17 protein-coding genes and 1 pseudogene are annotated in these 16,727 nt (G+C 40.4%); 6 read left to right on the top strand and 12 right to left on the bottom strand.

All coding sequences use genetic code 11. The annotated features are described in order from the left end of the window. Window positions 1-189: 189 nt before the first annotated feature. The gene (locus tag F6K46_RS32100; RefSeq protein ID WP_293065481.1) at window positions 190-321 is read left to right on the top strand and encodes a hypothetical protein; all 132 of its coding nucleotides are present in this window, start codon (window positions 190-192) and stop codon (window positions 319-321) included. Here F6K46_RS32100 and F6K46_RS32095 read toward each other — a convergent pair. From F6K46_RS32095 to F6K46_RS32065, 7 genes are all read right to left on the bottom strand, one after another. After that, window positions 307-858, bottom strand: coding sequence for a Uma2 family endonuclease (locus F6K46_RS32095; RefSeq protein WP_293065478.1), 552 nt, complete (start codon window positions 856-858; stop codon window positions 307-309). The two genes, F6K46_RS32100 and F6K46_RS32095, sit on opposite strands and share 15 nt — an antisense overlap. Window positions 859-931: 73 nt before the next feature. Next, window positions 932-1,390, bottom strand: coding sequence for a PIN domain-containing protein (locus tag F6K46_RS32090; RefSeq protein ID WP_293026182.1), 459 nt, complete (start codon window positions 1,388-1,390; stop codon window positions 932-934). Then, window positions 1,377-1,616 carry a hypothetical protein gene (locus F6K46_RS32085; protein ID WP_293026180.1) on the bottom strand — a complete coding sequence of 80 codons (240 nt, stop codon included), beginning with the start codon at window positions 1,614-1,616 and terminating at the stop codon, window positions 1,377-1,379. Before F6K46_RS32085 ends, F6K46_RS32090 begins: the two co-directional genes overlap by 14 nt. A gap of 321 nt (window positions 1,617-1,937) precedes the next feature. Then, window positions 1,938-3,743 (bottom strand): hypothetical protein, encoded by a 1,806-nt coding sequence (locus tag F6K46_RS32080; protein WP_293065472.1) that lies wholly within the window; start codon window positions 3,741-3,743, stop codon window positions 1,938-1,940. Continuing rightward, on the bottom strand, window positions 3,743-4,513 hold the full coding sequence (locus F6K46_RS32075) for a hypothetical protein (protein WP_293065469.1): 771 nt from the start codon (window positions 4,511-4,513) through the stop codon (window positions 3,743-3,745). The genes F6K46_RS32080 and F6K46_RS32075 overlap by 1 nt, the downstream gene beginning before the upstream one ends. Window positions 4,514-4,723: 210 nt before the next feature. Continuing rightward, complete coding sequence (locus F6K46_RS32070) at window positions 4,724-6,598, bottom strand: baseplate J/gp47 family protein (RefSeq protein ID WP_293065467.1); 1,875 nt, start codon at window positions 6,596-6,598, stop codon at window positions 4,724-4,726. A 240-nt stretch (window positions 6,599-6,838) separates the two neighbouring features. Continuing rightward, the gene (locus F6K46_RS32065) at window positions 6,839-7,195 is read right to left on the bottom strand and encodes a hypothetical protein (protein WP_293065465.1); all 357 of its coding nucleotides are present in this window, start codon (window positions 7,193-7,195) and stop codon (window positions 6,839-6,841) included. Window positions 7,196-7,624: 429 nt separating this feature from the next. Here F6K46_RS32065 and F6K46_RS32060 point away from each other — a divergent pair. Continuing rightward, window positions 7,625-9,102 (top strand): annotated as a pseudogene (locus F6K46_RS32060) (IS4 family transposase). A gap of 429 nt (window positions 9,103-9,531) precedes the next feature. Here the strand turns inward: F6K46_RS32060 and F6K46_RS32055 are convergent. From F6K46_RS32055 to F6K46_RS32045, 3 genes are all read right to left on the bottom strand, one after another. Then, on the bottom strand, window positions 9,532-11,049 hold the full coding sequence (locus F6K46_RS32055; protein ID WP_293065462.1) for a hypothetical protein: 1,518 nt from the start codon (window positions 11,047-11,049) through the stop codon (window positions 9,532-9,534). A gap of 489 nt (window positions 11,050-11,538) precedes the next feature. Continuing rightward, complete coding sequence (locus F6K46_RS32050; RefSeq protein WP_293065459.1) at window positions 11,539-11,793, bottom strand: transposase; 255 nt, start codon at window positions 11,791-11,793, stop codon at window positions 11,539-11,541. Between the two features lie 1,655 nt (window positions 11,794-13,448). After that, on the bottom strand, window positions 13,449-13,628 hold the full coding sequence (locus F6K46_RS32045; protein WP_075905040.1) for a hypothetical protein: 180 nt from the start codon (window positions 13,626-13,628) through the stop codon (window positions 13,449-13,451). A 441-nt stretch (window positions 13,629-14,069) separates the two neighbouring features. Here F6K46_RS32045 and F6K46_RS32040 point away from each other — a divergent pair, with 441 nt between their 5' ends. The 3 genes from F6K46_RS32040 to F6K46_RS32030 all read left to right on the top strand — a co-directional run bounded on the left by F6K46_RS32040 (window position 14,070) and on the right by F6K46_RS32030 (window position 14,992). Next, window positions 14,070-14,207, top strand: coding sequence for a hypothetical protein (locus F6K46_RS32040; protein ID WP_293065456.1), 138 nt, complete (start codon window positions 14,070-14,072; stop codon window positions 14,205-14,207). After that, window positions 14,204-14,563: a DUF433 domain-containing protein gene (locus F6K46_RS32035; RefSeq protein WP_293065454.1), complete on the top strand. Its 360-nt coding sequence runs from the start codon at window positions 14,204-14,206 to the stop codon at window positions 14,561-14,563. Before F6K46_RS32040 ends, F6K46_RS32035 begins: the two co-directional genes overlap by 4 nt. Window positions 14,564-14,764: 201 nt before the next feature. Beyond that, a complete protein-coding gene (locus tag F6K46_RS32030) occupies window positions 14,765-14,992 on the top strand; it encodes a hypothetical protein (RefSeq protein WP_293065451.1) in 228 nt (75 codons plus the stop codon). A 183-nt stretch (window positions 14,993-15,175) separates the two neighbouring features. Here F6K46_RS32030 and F6K46_RS32025 read toward each other — a convergent pair whose 3' ends face one another. Both F6K46_RS32025 and F6K46_RS32020 read right to left on the bottom strand, forming a co-directional pair. Next, a complete protein-coding gene (locus F6K46_RS32025) occupies window positions 15,176-15,352 on the bottom strand; it encodes a hypothetical protein (RefSeq protein ID WP_293065448.1) in 177 nt (58 codons plus the stop codon). Between the two features lie 142 nt (window positions 15,353-15,494). Beyond that, window positions 15,495-16,118, bottom strand: a complete 624-nt coding sequence (locus tag F6K46_RS32020) for a hypothetical protein (RefSeq protein ID WP_293065445.1) — start codon at window positions 16,116-16,118, stop codon at window positions 15,495-15,497. Window positions 16,119-16,136: 18 nt separating this feature from the next. Between F6K46_RS32020 and F6K46_RS32015 the strand changes: the two genes are divergently transcribed. Further along, entirely contained in the window at window positions 16,137-16,355 is a 219-nt protein-coding gene (locus tag F6K46_RS32015; RefSeq protein ID WP_293065442.1) for a hypothetical protein, read from the top strand. Window positions 16,356-16,727: the final 372 nt, after the last annotated feature.

Below are 16,727 nucleotides of genomic sequence, written 5' to 3'. Positions count from 1 at the left end.
GGTAGAATACAGGTAACATTGTCAATAGGTAGGTCTTGTTGAACAAAAGAGACCTATCTTTTTTTTAGCACAAAATGGTGAAAGCTTTACATTTAAAGCTTTTCAGGCTATTTCGTCACCCCTTCAGATATTATAGCGTTTATCGCAGTTATGAGGTACAGTCTTCTTTGACGTTGATTCCCTGTTTTGATGCAGCGCATCCCTCTTCTCTATTCCCTCTTCTGTATTCCCTGTTCCCTGTTCCCTGTTCCCTGTTCCCTACAATCCATAAATTGTATATCTCATAGCTATGATAATTGCTATATATCAGATAGTTTTTGATATTAACTTTTCCACTGACACTTCAACATGGGGAAAAGCAACTGGATACAAAGTTCCATAGGCTTTGGTTTGTTTGATTTGATAAATATCCCCTGATGGTTGCTGAAACACGATCAGTTGTTGAGCTTTTAAATCTACAACCCAGTATTCTAAAATGCCAGCACGAGCATAGGCAATTCGCTTCTGTTCTAAGTCTTTTTCCAAGGTAGTGTCAGATATTTCTATCAATAAGTAAATTTCCTCGGCAGAAGGGTGACGATTGTCATACAATGAAACTGGCAATTTAACAACAGCAATATCTGGTTCTGGTTCAGAATCAGGAAGGGTAACTGGATGTGATTCGTAGATTTTGGCGCAACCTCGGAGCTTTTCCCGCAAATAGTCTGCCATAGAATCGTTGATTTTCCGATGCAATGGTCCCTCTGGTGACATTTCAATAATTTTTCCCTCTAGTAATTCCACATGACGCTCACTGAGGATACCTGCTGCAATCATGTGATGATAGTCTTCAATTGACCATTTAGCTAAGGTAATCATTGCTCTACTCTAATTAAAGATGGCTCTTTTGGAATTGCTCCTTGGATGGGGAGTAAGGTTTTACGAACATTATTTAATAACTTGGCACAATCACCTCAATTTCAGGATGCCAATTAAAATCATCTTCATTAAACGTATAAATACTGGTTACTCCATGGGATATCATAATTGCCAGGTGCATTAAATCAAATACTCTAGCCCCCTTTACAGGGTTTATTTTGAGCAATTCAAACCATTCCTTAAAGATATTATCTGACATGGATAGAAGTTCTATATTGGGCATTTGCATAAATCTTTCAATCCGCATTATTGTCTCTTGAGTAGTCAGAGGATTGGCTACAGATTTGGAACTAGTAACAACAGCATAAAACTCGGCAATTACCTGAGAAGACAGACAGATAACTTCTCTTTGACTAGGTCTTAAAATTTCTAAAGCTGCCCGATGTTTTTGCCTATTATCCTTACTTAAATCAATTGAATATACCAGAATGTTAGTGTCTAAATACCGTTTTATTTTCTTATTCGATGCCATAGACATTACTTCTAGTAAGTGGTTCTTTTACACCAAGGTCAGCAACCAACCAATCAAACTCTTGATGAAGTTGCTTCAAGTCTTCTTTCTCTTTGTCTTCTTTTTTACTTATATCTTGTGAAAAACTATTCTGTTGAGAAACCGCCTTAAAAGCAGCAATAATTTCTTCAAGCATAGCAATCTGTTTCGGACTTAGATCTGTCACATCTATGACTTTATTTTTCATGACAATTTTCCTCGTTTACTATTAGGTGTTTTGATTATAGCATGAGCGATCTCACTTGGTTCATGTAGGGTGGGCAGTGCCTACCAACTGTTTTGAGTTCGGCTAGACGTTTCTCCAGTTGTTGTTTCATGTTCCTTTAATTTTTAGATTCAGGTTCGGTTGAAATTTGGAGATGGTGCGTTACGCTACCGCTAACGCACCCTACAAGATCGGCGATCGCACTTTCTAGACATTGTATGCATTTATGTCTTTATTTTAATCCTCGGAGAGTGACACAAGAGGGATTAGAGCGGGTTTAGTTGTCAAATGACTAATGATTTCCTAAACACCTATTATTGGTAAGTAAAATGCCATGACCACAAGTGTTCTTCCGCCACCGAAGCCATCTAGGCATGATGGGTTGCTAGTCCACCTTGCCACATTGTCGCCAACTTTCTTCGACTGGAGCTTAACGGTATGCTCACCTGTCCCAAGCGGCAAGACGACATTGCCATTCAAATTCACATTAGGATGATTAGAGCTATGGGCTTGAAAGTGCGAACCAGATTGGGGACAGCCATTACCGTCCACGACTAGCCTTGTTGCAACGAGATTACGACCTTTACAATTCCCCTCTGGTTGGACATTAATTGAATAGGTACAAAAAATTATTGCTTTTCTATCTAGGGTGAAAGTAACTGATGTATCGGAAACATCTTCCCACCCCGCGCATGTGATAGAAACATCAGTCTCTGGTTGGGCTGCCCATATTCCAGCCAAAACCCCGCCACCTTTAATTTTTCCTAACACATCCAGCTTTGCCTCTGGACTATCCGTACCAATCCCCACATTGCCCTTTCCAGGCATTAAGGCAATATGATCGTCACAATGATTAGATGTTCCAATCTCCAGTGTCTTTGCCTCTGGTTCGCATCCTCCACGGTAATATCTGATCCAGGCAGCATCACCACAACTTAGTTGTATCGCTCCAGTTACAGTTAGGTTTTTTACTGAAAGCTCCTGACTCGCAGAACCAGAAAAACGTGTTTTTGTGTCTACATAGGTTTTAATTGCTTTCTCCGTTGGTATTGCCCGATCGCTATTACCTTCGAGAGTACAATCACAAGAAAATTCATTCACCGCTACTCCCTGTTGTAGCTTAAGATTGCCCTTCACTTCTAGTTTTGCCCCTGGATTTGTCGTCCCAATCCCCACATTACCATCTTTGGTGACGTTGAATACATCACACGCTTCTGCTGTAGAAAAGCTCAATCGCCCACCAGGTTTATTGGCAATTTCTACCCGATTATTCAATCCTTCGTTGGTGGAAAGTTCTAAGACGGCTAGGTTAGTGCAAGATTGAAATAAGCCTACTGCATCTGATCCTAGGACATGAAACTTGTGAGTTGGATTGCTTGTCCCAATCCCCACATTGCCTTTTCCAGGCATTAAAACAATATGATCGTGACAATGATTAGATGTTCCAATCTCCAGTGTCTTTGCTTCTCGTTCACCTCCTCGACCGTAATATCTGATCCAGGCAGCATCACCACAACTTAGTTGTATCGCTCCATTTACAGTTAGGTTTTTTGCTGAAAAATCCTGACTCACAGAACCATGGAGAAGCGCTTTAGTATCGGCATAGGTTTTAATTGCTTTCTCCGTTGGTATTGCACAATCGCTATTATCTTCGAGAGTACAATCACAAGAAAATTCATTCACCGCTACTCCCTTTAGTAGCTTGAGATTACCCTTCACTTCTAGTTTTGCCCCTGGATCTATCGTCCCAATCCCCACATGGCAATCTTTGATAACCATTTGTACTGTTCCGTCAGTACCAGGGTTCAGTTCATTGTTATCATGAGTACCACCTTTGTACCAAGCAAAATTATTGTCAGTGCGGAAATATTGAGTGCCATCCTGTATCCCTATCCCGTAATTATTATTACACATGTTAATTATCTGTCTTGTGGGTGTATCAAAGCTAAGACTTCCTGAGACAGATAATTCCTTTGTGGTTGTACGGCCATCTACCAGTAGGTTTTTATCCCCTGGATCGGAATCACCACCAACGTGCAAACCGCCATTTATAGAGAGTTTAGCCCTTGGATTTGTCGTCCCAATCCCCACATTGCCCTTTCGAGGCATTAAGGCAATATGATCGTCACAATCATTAGATGTTCCAATCTCCAGTGTCGTATTTTCTCCTGAATTTCCACAACGGTAATACCTGATCCAGGCAGCATCTTTCCTACCATAATCCGGTTCTTTAGTAAAGAAAATACCGTTTTTTTTTTATTACCCGCACTTGGTTTAATTACTCCATTTACAGTTAGATTTTTTGCTGAAAAATCCTCACTCACACAACCATGGAGAAGTGCTTTAGTATCGGCATAGGTTTTAATTGCTTTTTCCGTTGGTATGGCCATATCGCTACAACCTTCGAGAGTACCATCACAAGAAAATGCATTCACCGCTACTCCGTACTCTAGCTTTAAATTTCCTTTAACTTCTAGTTTTGCATCTGGACAGGTCGTCCCAATCCCCACATTGCCTGATTCACTTACAATGGTTAAATGTTTTCCTTTTGAAACGCAGTTGCTATAGCTTTCTATATATAATTTTTTTTCTGAACTGCCAATGTACTTAAGGTCAAAACCCCAGTTGCATCCGGTGTATTCTCGCAATTGAATGGTTGCATTATCATTACATCTTTGCCCCCAAATCTTCAGGACAGGTTGATCTCCTTTAATTTCCAGCTTGGCCTTTGGACAATCCGTCCCAATCCCCACATTACCATTACTGCTGTTAATAAAAAGCTTGCTATCTCCAGAATAATTAGAGATATTTAAACCTGGCTTATCTCCTGATTTTTGATTAATACTCCAAGTCTTCGTATCACCCGCATAAAAATCCAATAGTTTATCATCCGTACCTTGGGCGGTAATCTTGAGGGGGGCGGTAATCTTCAGGGGAGTATCTTTTCCCGGCTTTTCTATGCCATCCTCTTTTATATTGAGAGTGGAATCAATAAAGTCTGCAAAATTCTGTTGAGTTGGGCATTTCCCTGTCTTGAAGAATTATTTTAGTTCACATCTATTCTTTTGAACCATGATATTTAACTCCTTTTAAATAACCTTAAAATCAGTAACAATACTCATATAACCAATCCCCTCAAAATCCTCTTCATCATAAGATTTTTCTGTGCCCATCAGGTAGATAATATGTTGAGGGGCAGAAACCAAAATTGAATCAGGATGTTGCACCTGGGCGAGATTAGACGGAATCACCCGATAATAGATATCTGACTTGCCGCCAGATCCAGCTTTGATGGCGACTTGCTCAATTAATTTGAGATAGCCAACATCATCTACATAAGATCTTTTCTTAATAAAATGGATCACTGAGGAATTAGGGATTGAACTACCAAAGGTAATGTCTGCTTGTTCTTCATAGGCCCATGGGGACAAAAAGCGTTTAATATCTTCATTGAGTTGTTTGAGATAGTTCCCCTGGTCAGATCCAGCGCGAAAACGGATACCCACTTTGTATTGAATGGGTTTGTAGCGGGGATTTTTCACCACGATTTGCACAAATGGTGAGGTATAGTTTTGCAGGTATGCCTGGATTTCCTTTAGTAAGTAGGAAGGTGCTTTGGGTTCCAGGGGAAAGAAAGGCGCAGTATTCGCCACGTCGGGAATTACCACCACGGTTACCTTGGCATCACCAGGATTGTGGTTGCCAGCAGCAGAGGTGATACATTTCACCTTATAGATTTGGGGAAAATGTTCCAATACCAGGCGTTCGTAATCCCAGGCAGTTATAGCCCTCTGTTTATGGCGCAGTCTTTCACTCACCCGCATGGTGAAGGCGCGATTGTCTTCTTTTGGTTTACCGCCAAAGGAACTATAGGGCTGTTGTACTGTGTTGATGGCGGGATCTCGTGTTACAAATCCTTGAATGGAATTAGCTGGGAGCGGTTTACTTAAATGGTCGGCTGCATTCCCCTGGTTAACAAAGGTCGCCCTGACAGCTTGGGTTTTGATGTCGAGAGTATCAGGAATTGCAGCAGCGTTTTCGGTGACGGTGGCTCGTAACCAATGTAAACCACTGGGTAATAAGTTATGCTGACTGGTGGCTTTGTCTGGAATACTCAAGCGGATAATCCCCGAATCGACTAACCCATTGGTACTATCGGAAAGCATTTCTGTATCTTGAAATTTCTGCCAAGAATTACCACTCAAGTAACTCCAGTGAATCTGTGGCGGAATTAGTTCCCCATTACCACTGCCCGGTATCATTTGGAAGAGGATGGAAATGTTTTGGGGTGGTTGCAGATTACGGATACCAATGTATAAAGTGCCTTGTTCTTGATAGTTCGGTAAGAGATAATATTGGTTGTCTTGATTGAGAGTTTGGATATCGGCATAGCCAAAGGGATTAAGTTGGAATATTTTACTAGGTTCCTGCTCGCTTTGGGAGGCTTGCAAGTCAATCTCTTCTGAGGCGGTATAGTCGAGGTAGATGGCTTTAACTTCCGGGGTGTAAGGGGGATAAACCGTCAGGGATTTGATTTTTATATCCTTTCCATCTTTATCTTTTACTTTGGTTCCATCTTTATCTTTTACAACGTCTTTATCCGTTGCAGAAGTCACCTTATTTAATACTATCGGATATAAATCATGGGCAAATGCAAAATCTGGGCTTGCTAATTCCAGTATGAAATACCGATTTTGCTCAAAAGGATCGTCTGTCTCGGTTTCTAGGGTAGAAGTATCCAGAGAATAGTCTGGAATTTTATTATAATTGAGGTAAATAGCATTACTTAACTTGTTGTCACCATCTTGAGCGAAAATGGGCTTAGAAGTTTCAATATCCACCAAGCTTCTGTTATTGCGAAGTTTCAAACTGGCTTGAAAGCTGTCATTAGCGATCGCATTCGTAATTACCCCAGCCCTTGAATATGCCTCATAATGAGTGGAAAAGTCTTTAGGAAGTCCCATCCACTCGATATTAATGGTAATACTATCTAACTTTTTGGTGCTAATTTCTCGATTAGCGAAGTAAAAACCCGAACCTGCTTTAGGATTATTCCCAAAGGGTTGAAAAGGAGTTTTGGTATTTAGTACTGAGTTATCGTTCCGCAGTTGGACATCTTGAATATTTTTTACTTTAACTTGTATCTTTACTTTTTCTAAGCGTACCGATTTAAATTGATCGTAATATAGTTTTTCCTGGGTATTTTATGCTGATGATATTTCTTTCAACAGAATTTTTACCACTGGATAGGGAGTGTCCAGGAAAAAAGTTGACTCATCTGGTTTGGGTGGCAAAATAGCAGGTAGGGTGGGATCGAGGGTTAACTGAAACTGTAAACTGTTGAGGTAAATAGCATAATTACGATAGAGGTTAATCTGGTCAGTACTAACAGCATCTTGAGGGAAATTACCGATACCAATTTGCTGTATATTAGCTTCTTTATCCCTGACTAATCCTATAATCTTGAATATCTTGCCGTCATTCCAAACCAGAAGTTGCCCTACATCGTCGCTCTCAGAAAAGGTATGTTCAGAGCCTTCACTAAAAGAAACGCTTGTCAAGTTATCGTTGTCCGAAGCAGTGGAACTCAGAGATAGTTCTGTACTGCTATAAGAGACTAGGGCGTGTTTTCAAAGTTTTCCGCAAGATTATGATCCCCCCCAGCCCCCCTTAAAAAAGCTATGCTTTATAAACATATTTCTTTACAAAAAACTTGACAAAAGTAACTTTATATGATTCCTGTGATCAAAAAACTTGACGTCCCACGTTCTCGCTCAGTTTGTATAGGAAAAGCCTTTTGCCAAAAAGGAGCGAAAAATCGTGATAGGCACGAGGGGATTTTGGGGGAATCATGTTAATTTAGTTGACATTGATCAGGAGATAATTTTGATGCTCAGGGTACCCTCGGGTGTGCGTGATAGGGGTAGATATCAGGAAATTGATCCTATCTTCATATTAGAATATGAAAGCAAATGTATAGGAGCAAGCTGATGTCAGGGTGGGCTACAGCCGAATTAAAAAATGCTCAATTGGGAGATGTTCGACGAACCAAAAGATTAATCCTCATCGTAGATAATCTATCTAAAAAACCGTCAGCAACTGTGCCAGAAGCCTGTGGGACTTGGGCAGCCACCAAAGCCACTTATGACTTTTGGGACTCCCCATATATAAAACCAGAACAGATTAGACAAGCTCACATCGATTCGACTCTAAAAAGAATTACAGAACAGGATTGGATCTTAGCTATTCAGGATACAACAGAATTCAATTATACTAATCATCCAGCTACTCAAGGAATGGGATATCTTGATAGTAAATATTCATGGGGTTTGAAAGTACACTCGACTATAGCAGTGACCACAGAAGGAATTCCCTTAGGACTGATAAACCAACAAGTATGGGCAAGAGACATATTAGAATTAGGAAAAGCGTCAACCCGTCATCAAAAACCAACCATTACCAAGGAAAGTAATAAATGGTTATTGGGATTAAGGGCAACAAAAGAGTTAATTACTTCTGGTCAAAAAGTCGTGACTATTGCCGATAGAGAAGCCGATTTTTATGATTTATTTGCTGCCTGTAGTAGTTTGGAGTCAGCTTTCTTGATTAGAGCTACTCAAAACAGATGTTTAATGGACTCTGATCAACACTTAAAAGAAGCCCTAGAAGAAGTTCAGCCTCAGGGAGAACTAATTGTAGAATTAAAACGCAATTTAAATCGGAAAGCTCGTCGTGCTAAATTAACTATTAGGTTTACCAGTTTAACTATTAAAGCGCCTCAAAACCGTCCATGGCCAAAACACTTAGCAGCCATCAACTTACAAGTCATTTTAGCGGTAGAAGAAGACCCACCATTGTCAGAAGAGCAAATTAGTTGGTTGTTACTGACTAATTTACCAATTAGTAATTGCTCCCAGGCAATTCGTTATGTTAAATGGTATAGTTATCGTTGGCTAATCGAACGTTATCACTATACTTTAAAAAGTGGTTGTGGTCTGGAAAAACTTCAATTAAGAAGCGATGCAGCGCGGTCTTGGGGGTTTCCCCCATGAGCGACTGCATCAAGACACTGCTCGACGTTTAGAGATGGCTCTGGCAACTTACTCGATTGTGGCTTGGCGTTTACTTTGGCTTACGTATCAAGCTCGTTGTCATCCTGAAACGGATTGTTCTGTAGTTTTAGAACCTTATGAAGCGATGCAGCGCGGTCTTGGGGGTTTCCCCCATGAGCGACTGCATCAAGACATGGCAAGCTCTTTACGCTACTATTCATGAAAAAAAATATCCCTTTACTCGTCCTCCTACTTTAGGAGAAGTTATTGGTTGGATTGCACAATTGGGAGGTTTCTTGGGGCGAAAATCTGATGGTGCTCCTGGAGTTAAAACTCTTTGGCGTGGTTTAAGAAGATTAGATGATATTGCCCGTACTTGGCTATTTTGTCATAATTCTTTTTTTGATGAATCTTAGTACGTAAGAAGAGGCTACATAACCATAATAAAGACTAATAACCGATTGCAAAGCTGATCAGTCCCCCCTCGGCCTTTACTAATCGGTATGAATTGCTATATTTCTACTTGTTGAATTCAGCTTTGTCAAGTCAATAAATGCTTTTAGGGCTTGCTGAATAAGTCGACAAAGCGACTTTAGAGGCTACACAGCTTGACAAATCTGAGTTTCACCCCAAGGTTCCCCAAGAAAACCCAGGGATTTCCCACAAAAGTACAAGGTTTTTGAGCGACAAGATGCCAAAACCTGGCACTTTGTTTTGGAAAAAAGGCTTGAAAGCCTTGTCGGGTATGCCTTCTGCCTTCATGCAGCCAGCCCTATTTATTTCCTATTCATAATTCCTAAAATTTGTCAAGTTTTTTGTAAAGAAATATGTTTATAAAGCATAGCTTAAAAAAGGGGGGAGCCATACTCAAAGTCCCCCTTTTTTAAGGGAGATTTAGGGGTATCTCCGAGTTTGAAAACACGCCCTAGTGGTTCTTCTACAAGAAAATCGCCAACTTTAGCTTCAAAATCTTGAAGTTGTATCCATTGGGCTTCACTACTCAAGTAAATCTCAAAAGGGTCGCTATTTAGTATTTCTTGGAAAGTATCCCGATTCAAAGTGTTTCCTTCAGAGGCGAAGGTAAGGGTAATCTTACGTGTACCTTCTTGCAACAACAAGACGGGAGAAGTAACGGCAAAACCGATGGAATTTTGTGAGGTGTGAGTGATGTTGCCAAAAGTCTGAAAACGTTGTGCTTTAGTTACTTGTCCCTCTTCCGCGTCAACTAGTGAACTTCCATGGATATTTTTAATTTCGGTTTTTCCAATGGGAGGGTAAGTAAAGTTTCTTTTCTTGGTTTGGGCTTTTTCAACGAGGCGATAGACTTCTTTCCAATCAGGATTTTCTGTAGTAGCTTGGATTTCCATAATCTTCCGGAAATCTGCCACACTCAGATACAGTTCTTCTTTGACATATCTAATAACTCGCTCTTGGTCAAGATCAGCAACTATCTCTTGGAGGGTTGTATAACCATTAGGCATTTTCGGCAAAGGATCGCCAGGATTAGGATGACCAAGAGCCCATTCCATCATGCTCTTGAAATCGGACTGTTCTCGCTTTTGTTTTAAGGCATTACGCCTCCCCATGGTAATTTTTTTTCTGTAGGCTTTTTCAATTATTTTATAAACTTCGTTCCATTCTAATTCTGTAGGTTCTTCTACTTCTGGATTGTCTTTATTTATTTGCCTATCATGGATATCAAAGCAATACTTAAAATCTTCTGTAGAGACAAAAAATAGTTGATTTTTAATATAATTTTCAAGAGAATCCTTTTCTTCTTCTTCTTCAGAGATTTGTTCAGGATTTTTAATCCCTTGATAAATAGTGTCTTTGAGATAATCAATATCAACAGATTCACCATTAAAATCAGGAAGTTTGTCTCCTTGGTTGGGGCTACCAACCGCCCAGCGCAGCATAGTTTCAAAACTTTGATCGCTCTTATTATCTTGATTATGAATTTCTTCTAAACCGATATAAGTTTTTTCTAAAAATAACGTTTTGATGCTGGCTACTTGAACTTGATTAACAACTATATCTTCATCGGTGGCATAGTTAATATTAACCCCTTGACTATCTTGTCCAGCGCTGAGCAAAGTACCCTTGTTAATAAGATGGGCTTCTTCTCCTTGCGCCAGCTCAAAAATCCCATGAATCTTGTCTGGAACTTCCTCTTTTGTCCTTAACTGCAGTACCTCTTTATAGTAAAAATCGAGATATCTTTGGGTCAGTGCCTTGAACTGTTGCTGAGGATAACGTAATAATTGTAAAAACGTGAACAACAAAACTAGATGAGGTTGGGCTAATTGCCGTTGTGTCGATGGCTCGTCTGCGAAGTTTTCCGGGTTATTAATGTAAGCAACCATTTGCTCAACATCTCCCGCAAAGAAACTCGACCAATCCCCATTTATCCGATTGGACTCATCGTAATAGTTTAGTTTTGTGGCATACTCTTGTACGAAGGTGAGTAAATCATAAACATCGCGCTCATCTACGGAAACATAATCTGGTTCGAGTTCCCTTAGCAAGCGTCCGCGCTGACTAACGCCATCCCGAAAAATTTGATGTATAATTTTCTTGTTTGTATTCATAACTAAATTCTACATCATTGATCAGGATGGCAGATGTAAACTTTATTAACAAGCTAATCTCAAAAAAAGTAATGAATATTCATATAAGGAACGAAAATTAAATTTGGTGTAAGCATTTAGTTATCAGCCGTCAGCGATCAGCTGTCAGCTAATGGGCTAGGGCGTGTCTTCTTGCCTCGGAGATCCCCCTAAATCCCCCTTAAAAAAGGGGGACTTTGAGTATGGCTCCCCCCTTCCGCGCGGGGGGCTGGGGGCAGGGCTGTTTCATTCTAACAAAACCCAAAGCCTAGACCACTTGTTACGAAGCCATCTTTGGGCTTCGGTAATTGAGTCGAAGCCCAAAATTCGGAAAAGATTTAGAGCTACTGTGTTGAGAATAGAAAAGTTAGTAGTAGCTTGAGTGTCATTAAAAGAACAATGATCTTCCTGTAAAATCACATCTTTAATCCAATGCCATTTATTTTCGATTGCCCAGTGTCCTTTAATTTTATCAGCAAATACTTTAGCCGTTTCTGACAAGCTACTGATCTAATAAGCAATATTATTATAATTGGCATTTCCTCTTTTTCCTTGTCTAACTACTTTTATAAAACTCTTGACATGCCACCAATCTAAGCAAAAATAAGCCGGAGGCTCAAACACGTAAGTAGTGCGCTCAATTTCTCGGCCATGACTCTTGTCAATAGTGCAATTAACTGTAATTGGTGTTTGATGAGTACTAACATATTCTAGAGAGTTATAGAGTGTTTTTTGAGTTTTTTTGACGGCAATAGTATAATGATTATTTGAGTCAATAATAGCTTGAGTAGTTTCTTTTTGGCAGGGTCGAGCATCGAGAGTAAATACTTGATTCTGAAGGGGGCAAGTTCTTATAGCTCCTTGGACTTGGTGAATTTATGAACTTTTCTTATTTTCACGCAGGGTTTAAATTTAAAACTACCCCTGACTTTTGACTAAATAGCGATGCAGCGCGGTCTTGGGGGTTTCCCCCATGAGCGACTGCATCAAGACAAAGAAACGATTACCACACAATTGTGATAATGATTGTGATAATTACTAACCTTACTTCTTAAAGTTTTTCCCTCAATAGCTATCCAATCTCTTAAGGATTTATAAAAAGCAAACTGACTTGACCACTGATTAAAAATATCCAATAAATTTGAACAATCTACTCAAGCGCATAACTCGTCGAATGGTTGAATAAGAAGGAACTCTCTCCGGGACAATATTTAAGGTAGTCAATAATAAATCTTGATTAAATCTAGCAAAATCTCCTAAAGATCTCTACCCAGTATATCCTGGCATGAGTCCGAGAATGATAATTAATAAAACCCTCCATAAAGGATGCCGTTGTCCTTGGAGTTTACGAAAGTCATTGACTTTTTTTAGAGCTTGAATTAGGCTATTCATAGATAAACTTTTTATAATTAAATAGCGTTCGCTTTTATTTTACAGTATCGGCGATCGCTTTTTGTTTTGTTGATATCATTCGCTTTTTTATTCCGTTGCCCAAGCTTTTTGCGCTTAGAGAATTTAAGACTTTTTTAGGTTAAAATACTTAACTCTTAAAAAAAAGGGTGAACCCGTTACTCCAAGGCGGTTTCAAAACCTCAGAAAAAATTTTGACATCGACAATGAAACAGCCCTGGGGGCTGGGGGGGATCTAAATCTTGCGGAAAACTTTGAAAACACGCCCTAGGCTCACGCTACTTGAGGTGCTTATGGCCTATGGGCAAGCTACACCGAACATTGAATAAGCGATGCAGCAAGGGAACAGGGGAGGCAGTCGGCCAAAGGGGGTGGGTGCATCTCAGTTTTGCCTAATGGCAAAACTGAGTTAGGATTTTTCAATGGTAGGGTGGGCAAAATTCAAGCGGTTGTCGGTTTGATTAGAAATCATGGCTAATTTGCAGACCCTACAAAAGTTAGGATTTTTCAATGGTAGGGTGGGCAAAATTCAAGCGGTTGTCGGTTTGATTAGAAATCATGGCTAATTTGCCCACCTGACAAGAGCTTTAAGGCAGAAGGCAGAAGGCAGAAGGCAGAAGGCAGAAGGCAGAAGTGACAAGAGTTGGAGCTAGTTTTTAAAAAGTCCAGTGATTTTACAAGCGATGCAGTCGGCCAAAGGGGGTTTCCCCCACTCGCTATTGCATCAAGACAATGATTTAGGATCGCTATAGCTGATCGCTGATCGCTGATAGCTGATCGCTGATATAGCAATCCGTGTAGGAATTGAAATAATTTTGTTCCCTATTCCCAGATCCGCTGTTCCCTATTCCTTGTTCCCTTTGCTCTAGTGGGGTAGGGTGGGCAAATAATGATAGTTTGACAATTTGATCATCAATCATGTCCATTTGCCCACCCTACAAAAGCGATCGCTAATTCTCCTGCTAAATAAGCATTCAGCAGTCAGCGGTGAGCTAAAAGCTCACGCTACTTGAGGTGCCGTCAGCTTTCCATAACTCAGTGGGGTAGGGTGGGCAAATAATGATAGTTTGACAATTTGATCATCAATCATGTCCATTTGCCCACCCTACAAAAGCGATTGGCCTATGGCCACGCTACGCGATCGCACTATTAGTGGTAGGGTGGGCAAATAATGATAGTTTGACAATTTGATCATCAATCATGTCCATTTGCCCACCCTACAAAAGCGATTGGCCTATGGCCACGCTACGCGATCGCACTAAATAAGCATTCAGCAGTCAGCGGTCAGCCTTCAGCTTTCCATCACTCAGTGGGGTAGTGGGGTAGGTTGGGCAAATAATGATAGTTTGACAATTTGATCATCAATCATGTCCATTTGCCCACCCTACAAAAGCGATTGGCCTATGGCCACGCTACGCGATCGCACTATTCCCCATTCCCTATTCCCTATTCCAGACTTCTGCAAGAAGTCTATTGAATTAAAAGGATATCTAATCAAAAAATGAGTAGGACACAAGTTAGTACAGAACATATTAGTATTAATCCCGAAATTCGCTTCGGTAAACCTTGCATTACGGGAACAAGGATAGCTGTTATTGATATTGTCAATTGCTATCTAAAGCTGGAAGAATCTCTTGAAGATATTGCTAAAGATTATAATTTATCTCTAGCTTCGGTTCATGCTGCAATGGCCTATTATTACGATCATCGAGAAGAACTGGAAATTCGTAAGGCAGAAGGGGAAGCATTTGCTCAGGAATTTGCTAAAAATAACCCTTCTTTGTTACAGGAAAAACTTAGGAATTTAAAGGGTGAGAATAGTGGGGTAGGGTGGGCAAATTCTGAGAGTTTGACAATTTGATAAAGAATCATGTCCATTTGCCCACCCTACAAAAGCGATCTCCCTTAATAGTTTAAGGCTGATAGCTGATAACTGATAGCTGATAGCTATCCATCGCATTTATTTACATTCTCATTCAAAAAAAAATTCTAAAAACCCTTGACAAATTAATATATAATTATAATGATTATATATATAAATAAAAAGCAAAAGGTGAACCTTATGTCTTCAGAATTTCCAACCAATCCAGACAACAATCCCGATGATTATTCCAACAAAAAAATCCGTGTTCAGCACATTTTAAAGGGCTCCCGCAAGGCAGTAATTAATACCATGCATACCCTGTATGCAATGGGCTACGCCGAAATATCCGAGTGGAGTCCTCTTCAGCCGACGGGCATTCCCGGAGAATTCATAACAATTATCACCAAGTACTTGAGGCTCCGTTAACACGTTAAATTGCTGGGGGGTTTTCCCCCTGGCCAAACCATCCGCTCCAATCCCATAGCGTGACCTTCGGCCAATCCCATAGGATCACGTCTGGATAAGTTATAAAACTGAATGACATAAGGTAAATTCCTAGCCGTGGATAGTATTTCTGCGGCTATTTTTTTTAAGGTTGAAGGTTGAAGGTTAGTTGGTTGAAGGTTGAAGGTTAGTTGGTTGAAGGTTAGTTGGTTGAAGGTTAGTTGGTTGAAGGTTGAAGGTTGGGATGTTGAAGGTTAGCTTCAGGGGTAGGGTGGGCAAATCAGTAGGTTGAAGGCGTAGGCGTAGGGTGGGCAAATTCTGAGAGTTTGACAATTTGATCATCAATCATGTCCATTTGCCCACCCTACTCATACTGTTCTCTGTTCCCTGTTCCCTATTCCCTGTTCCCTGCTCCCTGCTCCCTGCTCCCTAAAATCCATAAATTGTGTACCTCATGGGTATAAGAAAGGCGATATACAATTACCTAATTATCATTGCGGACGCGAAAATACTCCTGAAAGGGATGAGACAAAATGCCCAAAAGTTTGGCAGTGTCTCTAATATAGTATTCTTGCAGATCTATCCAGAGCAGCACCCCCTCTAAGCGAAGAAACTGCCAGATTAGACCAGTTGTCACAGCTCCAAAAATCGGCAAATTGACATTTTCTCTCTCGTTAAATCGTTGGGCTGCTACCATTTCGGCAATACACTGCGCCAAGCCTCCTTTAATATTTTCATTCTTGGCTTCAACTAAGGTAACAACAGGTCGGTGAATCTCATAAATTTCTCGTGAAGCGGTCAAAATAAAGTCACAATAACCGTTTAATCCTAACTCTGAATCAATATTGAATTCTGACCCAGAAAAAAAACCAACTTCATTATGAAAGATTTCCCTGATTTCTAATAATGTTGGAGCGATTAAGAGTTCAGACCGGGCTTTTTCTGTATTGATGGCATTGGCGAGAGGAATATTTCGTTGTAAGATTTGTTGTAAAAGTTCGCTAACTTCCACGGGAGCAATATCCGTAAACAAATTTTGCGACTCATCAATGTTTAAGTCAAACCGATTACACACTTCAGCAATGGATTTAAATTCACTGTAGGACATTGCTTATGCTCCAACAAGATGGCTTTAATTTTAAACATAGAACGTAAGCATTCAGCTAATGCGCTACGCGCACGCTGCGCGAACAGCTATCAGCAGTCAGCTATCAGCTATCAGCTATCAGCCATTGGCTATCAGCCATTGGCCGTAGTACATCAATCATGTCCATTTGCCCACCCTACCAGATCAGCGATCGCTGATCTGGTAGGGTGGGCAAATCATCAACCATTAACCAATTGATCATAAATCTAGTCCATTTGCCCACCCTACTACAAGCAAGAGGTAGGGTGGGCAAATCATCAACCATTAACCAATTGATCATAAATCTAGTAGATTTTGTAGGGTGGGTTAGGCGGTTTGGTTGATAAAAATAGATGATATTGCCAGAGTTTAAGCCGTAACGCACCATTGTATTGGTTAAGGATATTTTAAGGTTTCAATTTGTATATAGATGGTGCGTTACATTTCACCGCGAAGCACCCTACTGGAGTGACCATGTTAAAATAGTGTAATAGAGCCAGGGAGCGGTGAGAACCATGGGTAGAGGAAGACGGGACAAGATTGCACTGAGTACAGAGCAAAGGCAAAGACTCGAAGCAATTAGCCGGAATG

Source organism: Moorena sp. SIO3E8 (assembly GCF_010692445.1).
Classification (GTDB): domain Bacteria; phylum Cyanobacteriota; class Cyanobacteriia; order Cyanobacteriales; family Coleofasciculaceae; genus Moorena; species Moorena bouillonii.
This window is presented reverse-complemented; position numbering and strand designations above follow the sequence as displayed.

Excerpts from the sequence above, each read along its gene's own strand:
- F6K46_RS32045 (WP_075905040.1), bottom strand. The coding sequence starts at position 13,628 with ATGGACATGATTGATGATCAAATTGTCAAACTATCATTATTTGCCCAC.
- F6K46_RS32085 (WP_293026180.1), bottom strand. The coding sequence starts at position 1,616 with ATGAAAAATAAAGTCATAGATGTGACAGATCTAAGTCCGAAACAGATT.
- F6K46_RS32095 (WP_293065478.1), bottom strand. The coding sequence starts at position 858 with ATGATTACCTTAGCTAAATGGTCAATTGAAGACTATCATCACATGATT.
- F6K46_RS32070 (WP_293065467.1), bottom strand. The coding sequence starts at position 6,598 with ATGGGACTTCCTAAAGACTTTTCCACTCATTATGAGGCATATTCAAGG.
- F6K46_RS32020 (WP_293065445.1), bottom strand. The coding sequence starts at position 16,118 with ATGTCCTACAGTGAATTTAAATCCATTGCTGAAGTGTGTAATCGGTTT.
- F6K46_RS32025 (WP_293065448.1), bottom strand. The coding sequence starts at position 15,352 with ATGATCAAATTGTCAAACTCTCAGAATTTGCCCACCCTACGCCTACGC.
- F6K46_RS32090 (WP_293026182.1), bottom strand. The coding sequence starts at position 1,390 with ATGGCATCGAATAAGAAAATAAAACGGTATTTAGACACTAACATTCTG.
- F6K46_RS32015 (WP_293065442.1), top strand. The coding sequence starts at position 16,137 with ATGGCTTTAATTTTAAACATAGAACGTAAGCATTCAGCTAATGCGCTA.
- F6K46_RS32035 (WP_293065454.1), top strand. The coding sequence starts at position 14,204 with ATGAGTAGGACACAAGTTAGTACAGAACATATTAGTATTAATCCCGAA.
- F6K46_RS32080 (WP_293065472.1), bottom strand. The coding sequence starts at position 3,743 with ATGCCTCGAAAGGGCAATGTGGGGATTGGGACGACAAATCCAAGGGCT.
- F6K46_RS32040 (WP_293065456.1), top strand. The coding sequence starts at position 14,070 with ATGTCCATTTGCCCACCCTACAAAAGCGATTGGCCTATGGCCACGCTA.
- F6K46_RS32030 (WP_293065451.1), top strand. The coding sequence starts at position 14,765 with ATGTCTTCAGAATTTCCAACCAATCCAGACAACAATCCCGATGATTAT.
- F6K46_RS32055 (WP_293065462.1), bottom strand. The coding sequence starts at position 11,049 with ATGGTTGCTTACATTAATAACCCGGAAAACTTCGCAGACGAGCCATCG.
- F6K46_RS32100 (WP_293065481.1), top strand. The coding sequence starts at position 190 with ATGCAGCGCATCCCTCTTCTCTATTCCCTCTTCTGTATTCCCTGTTCC.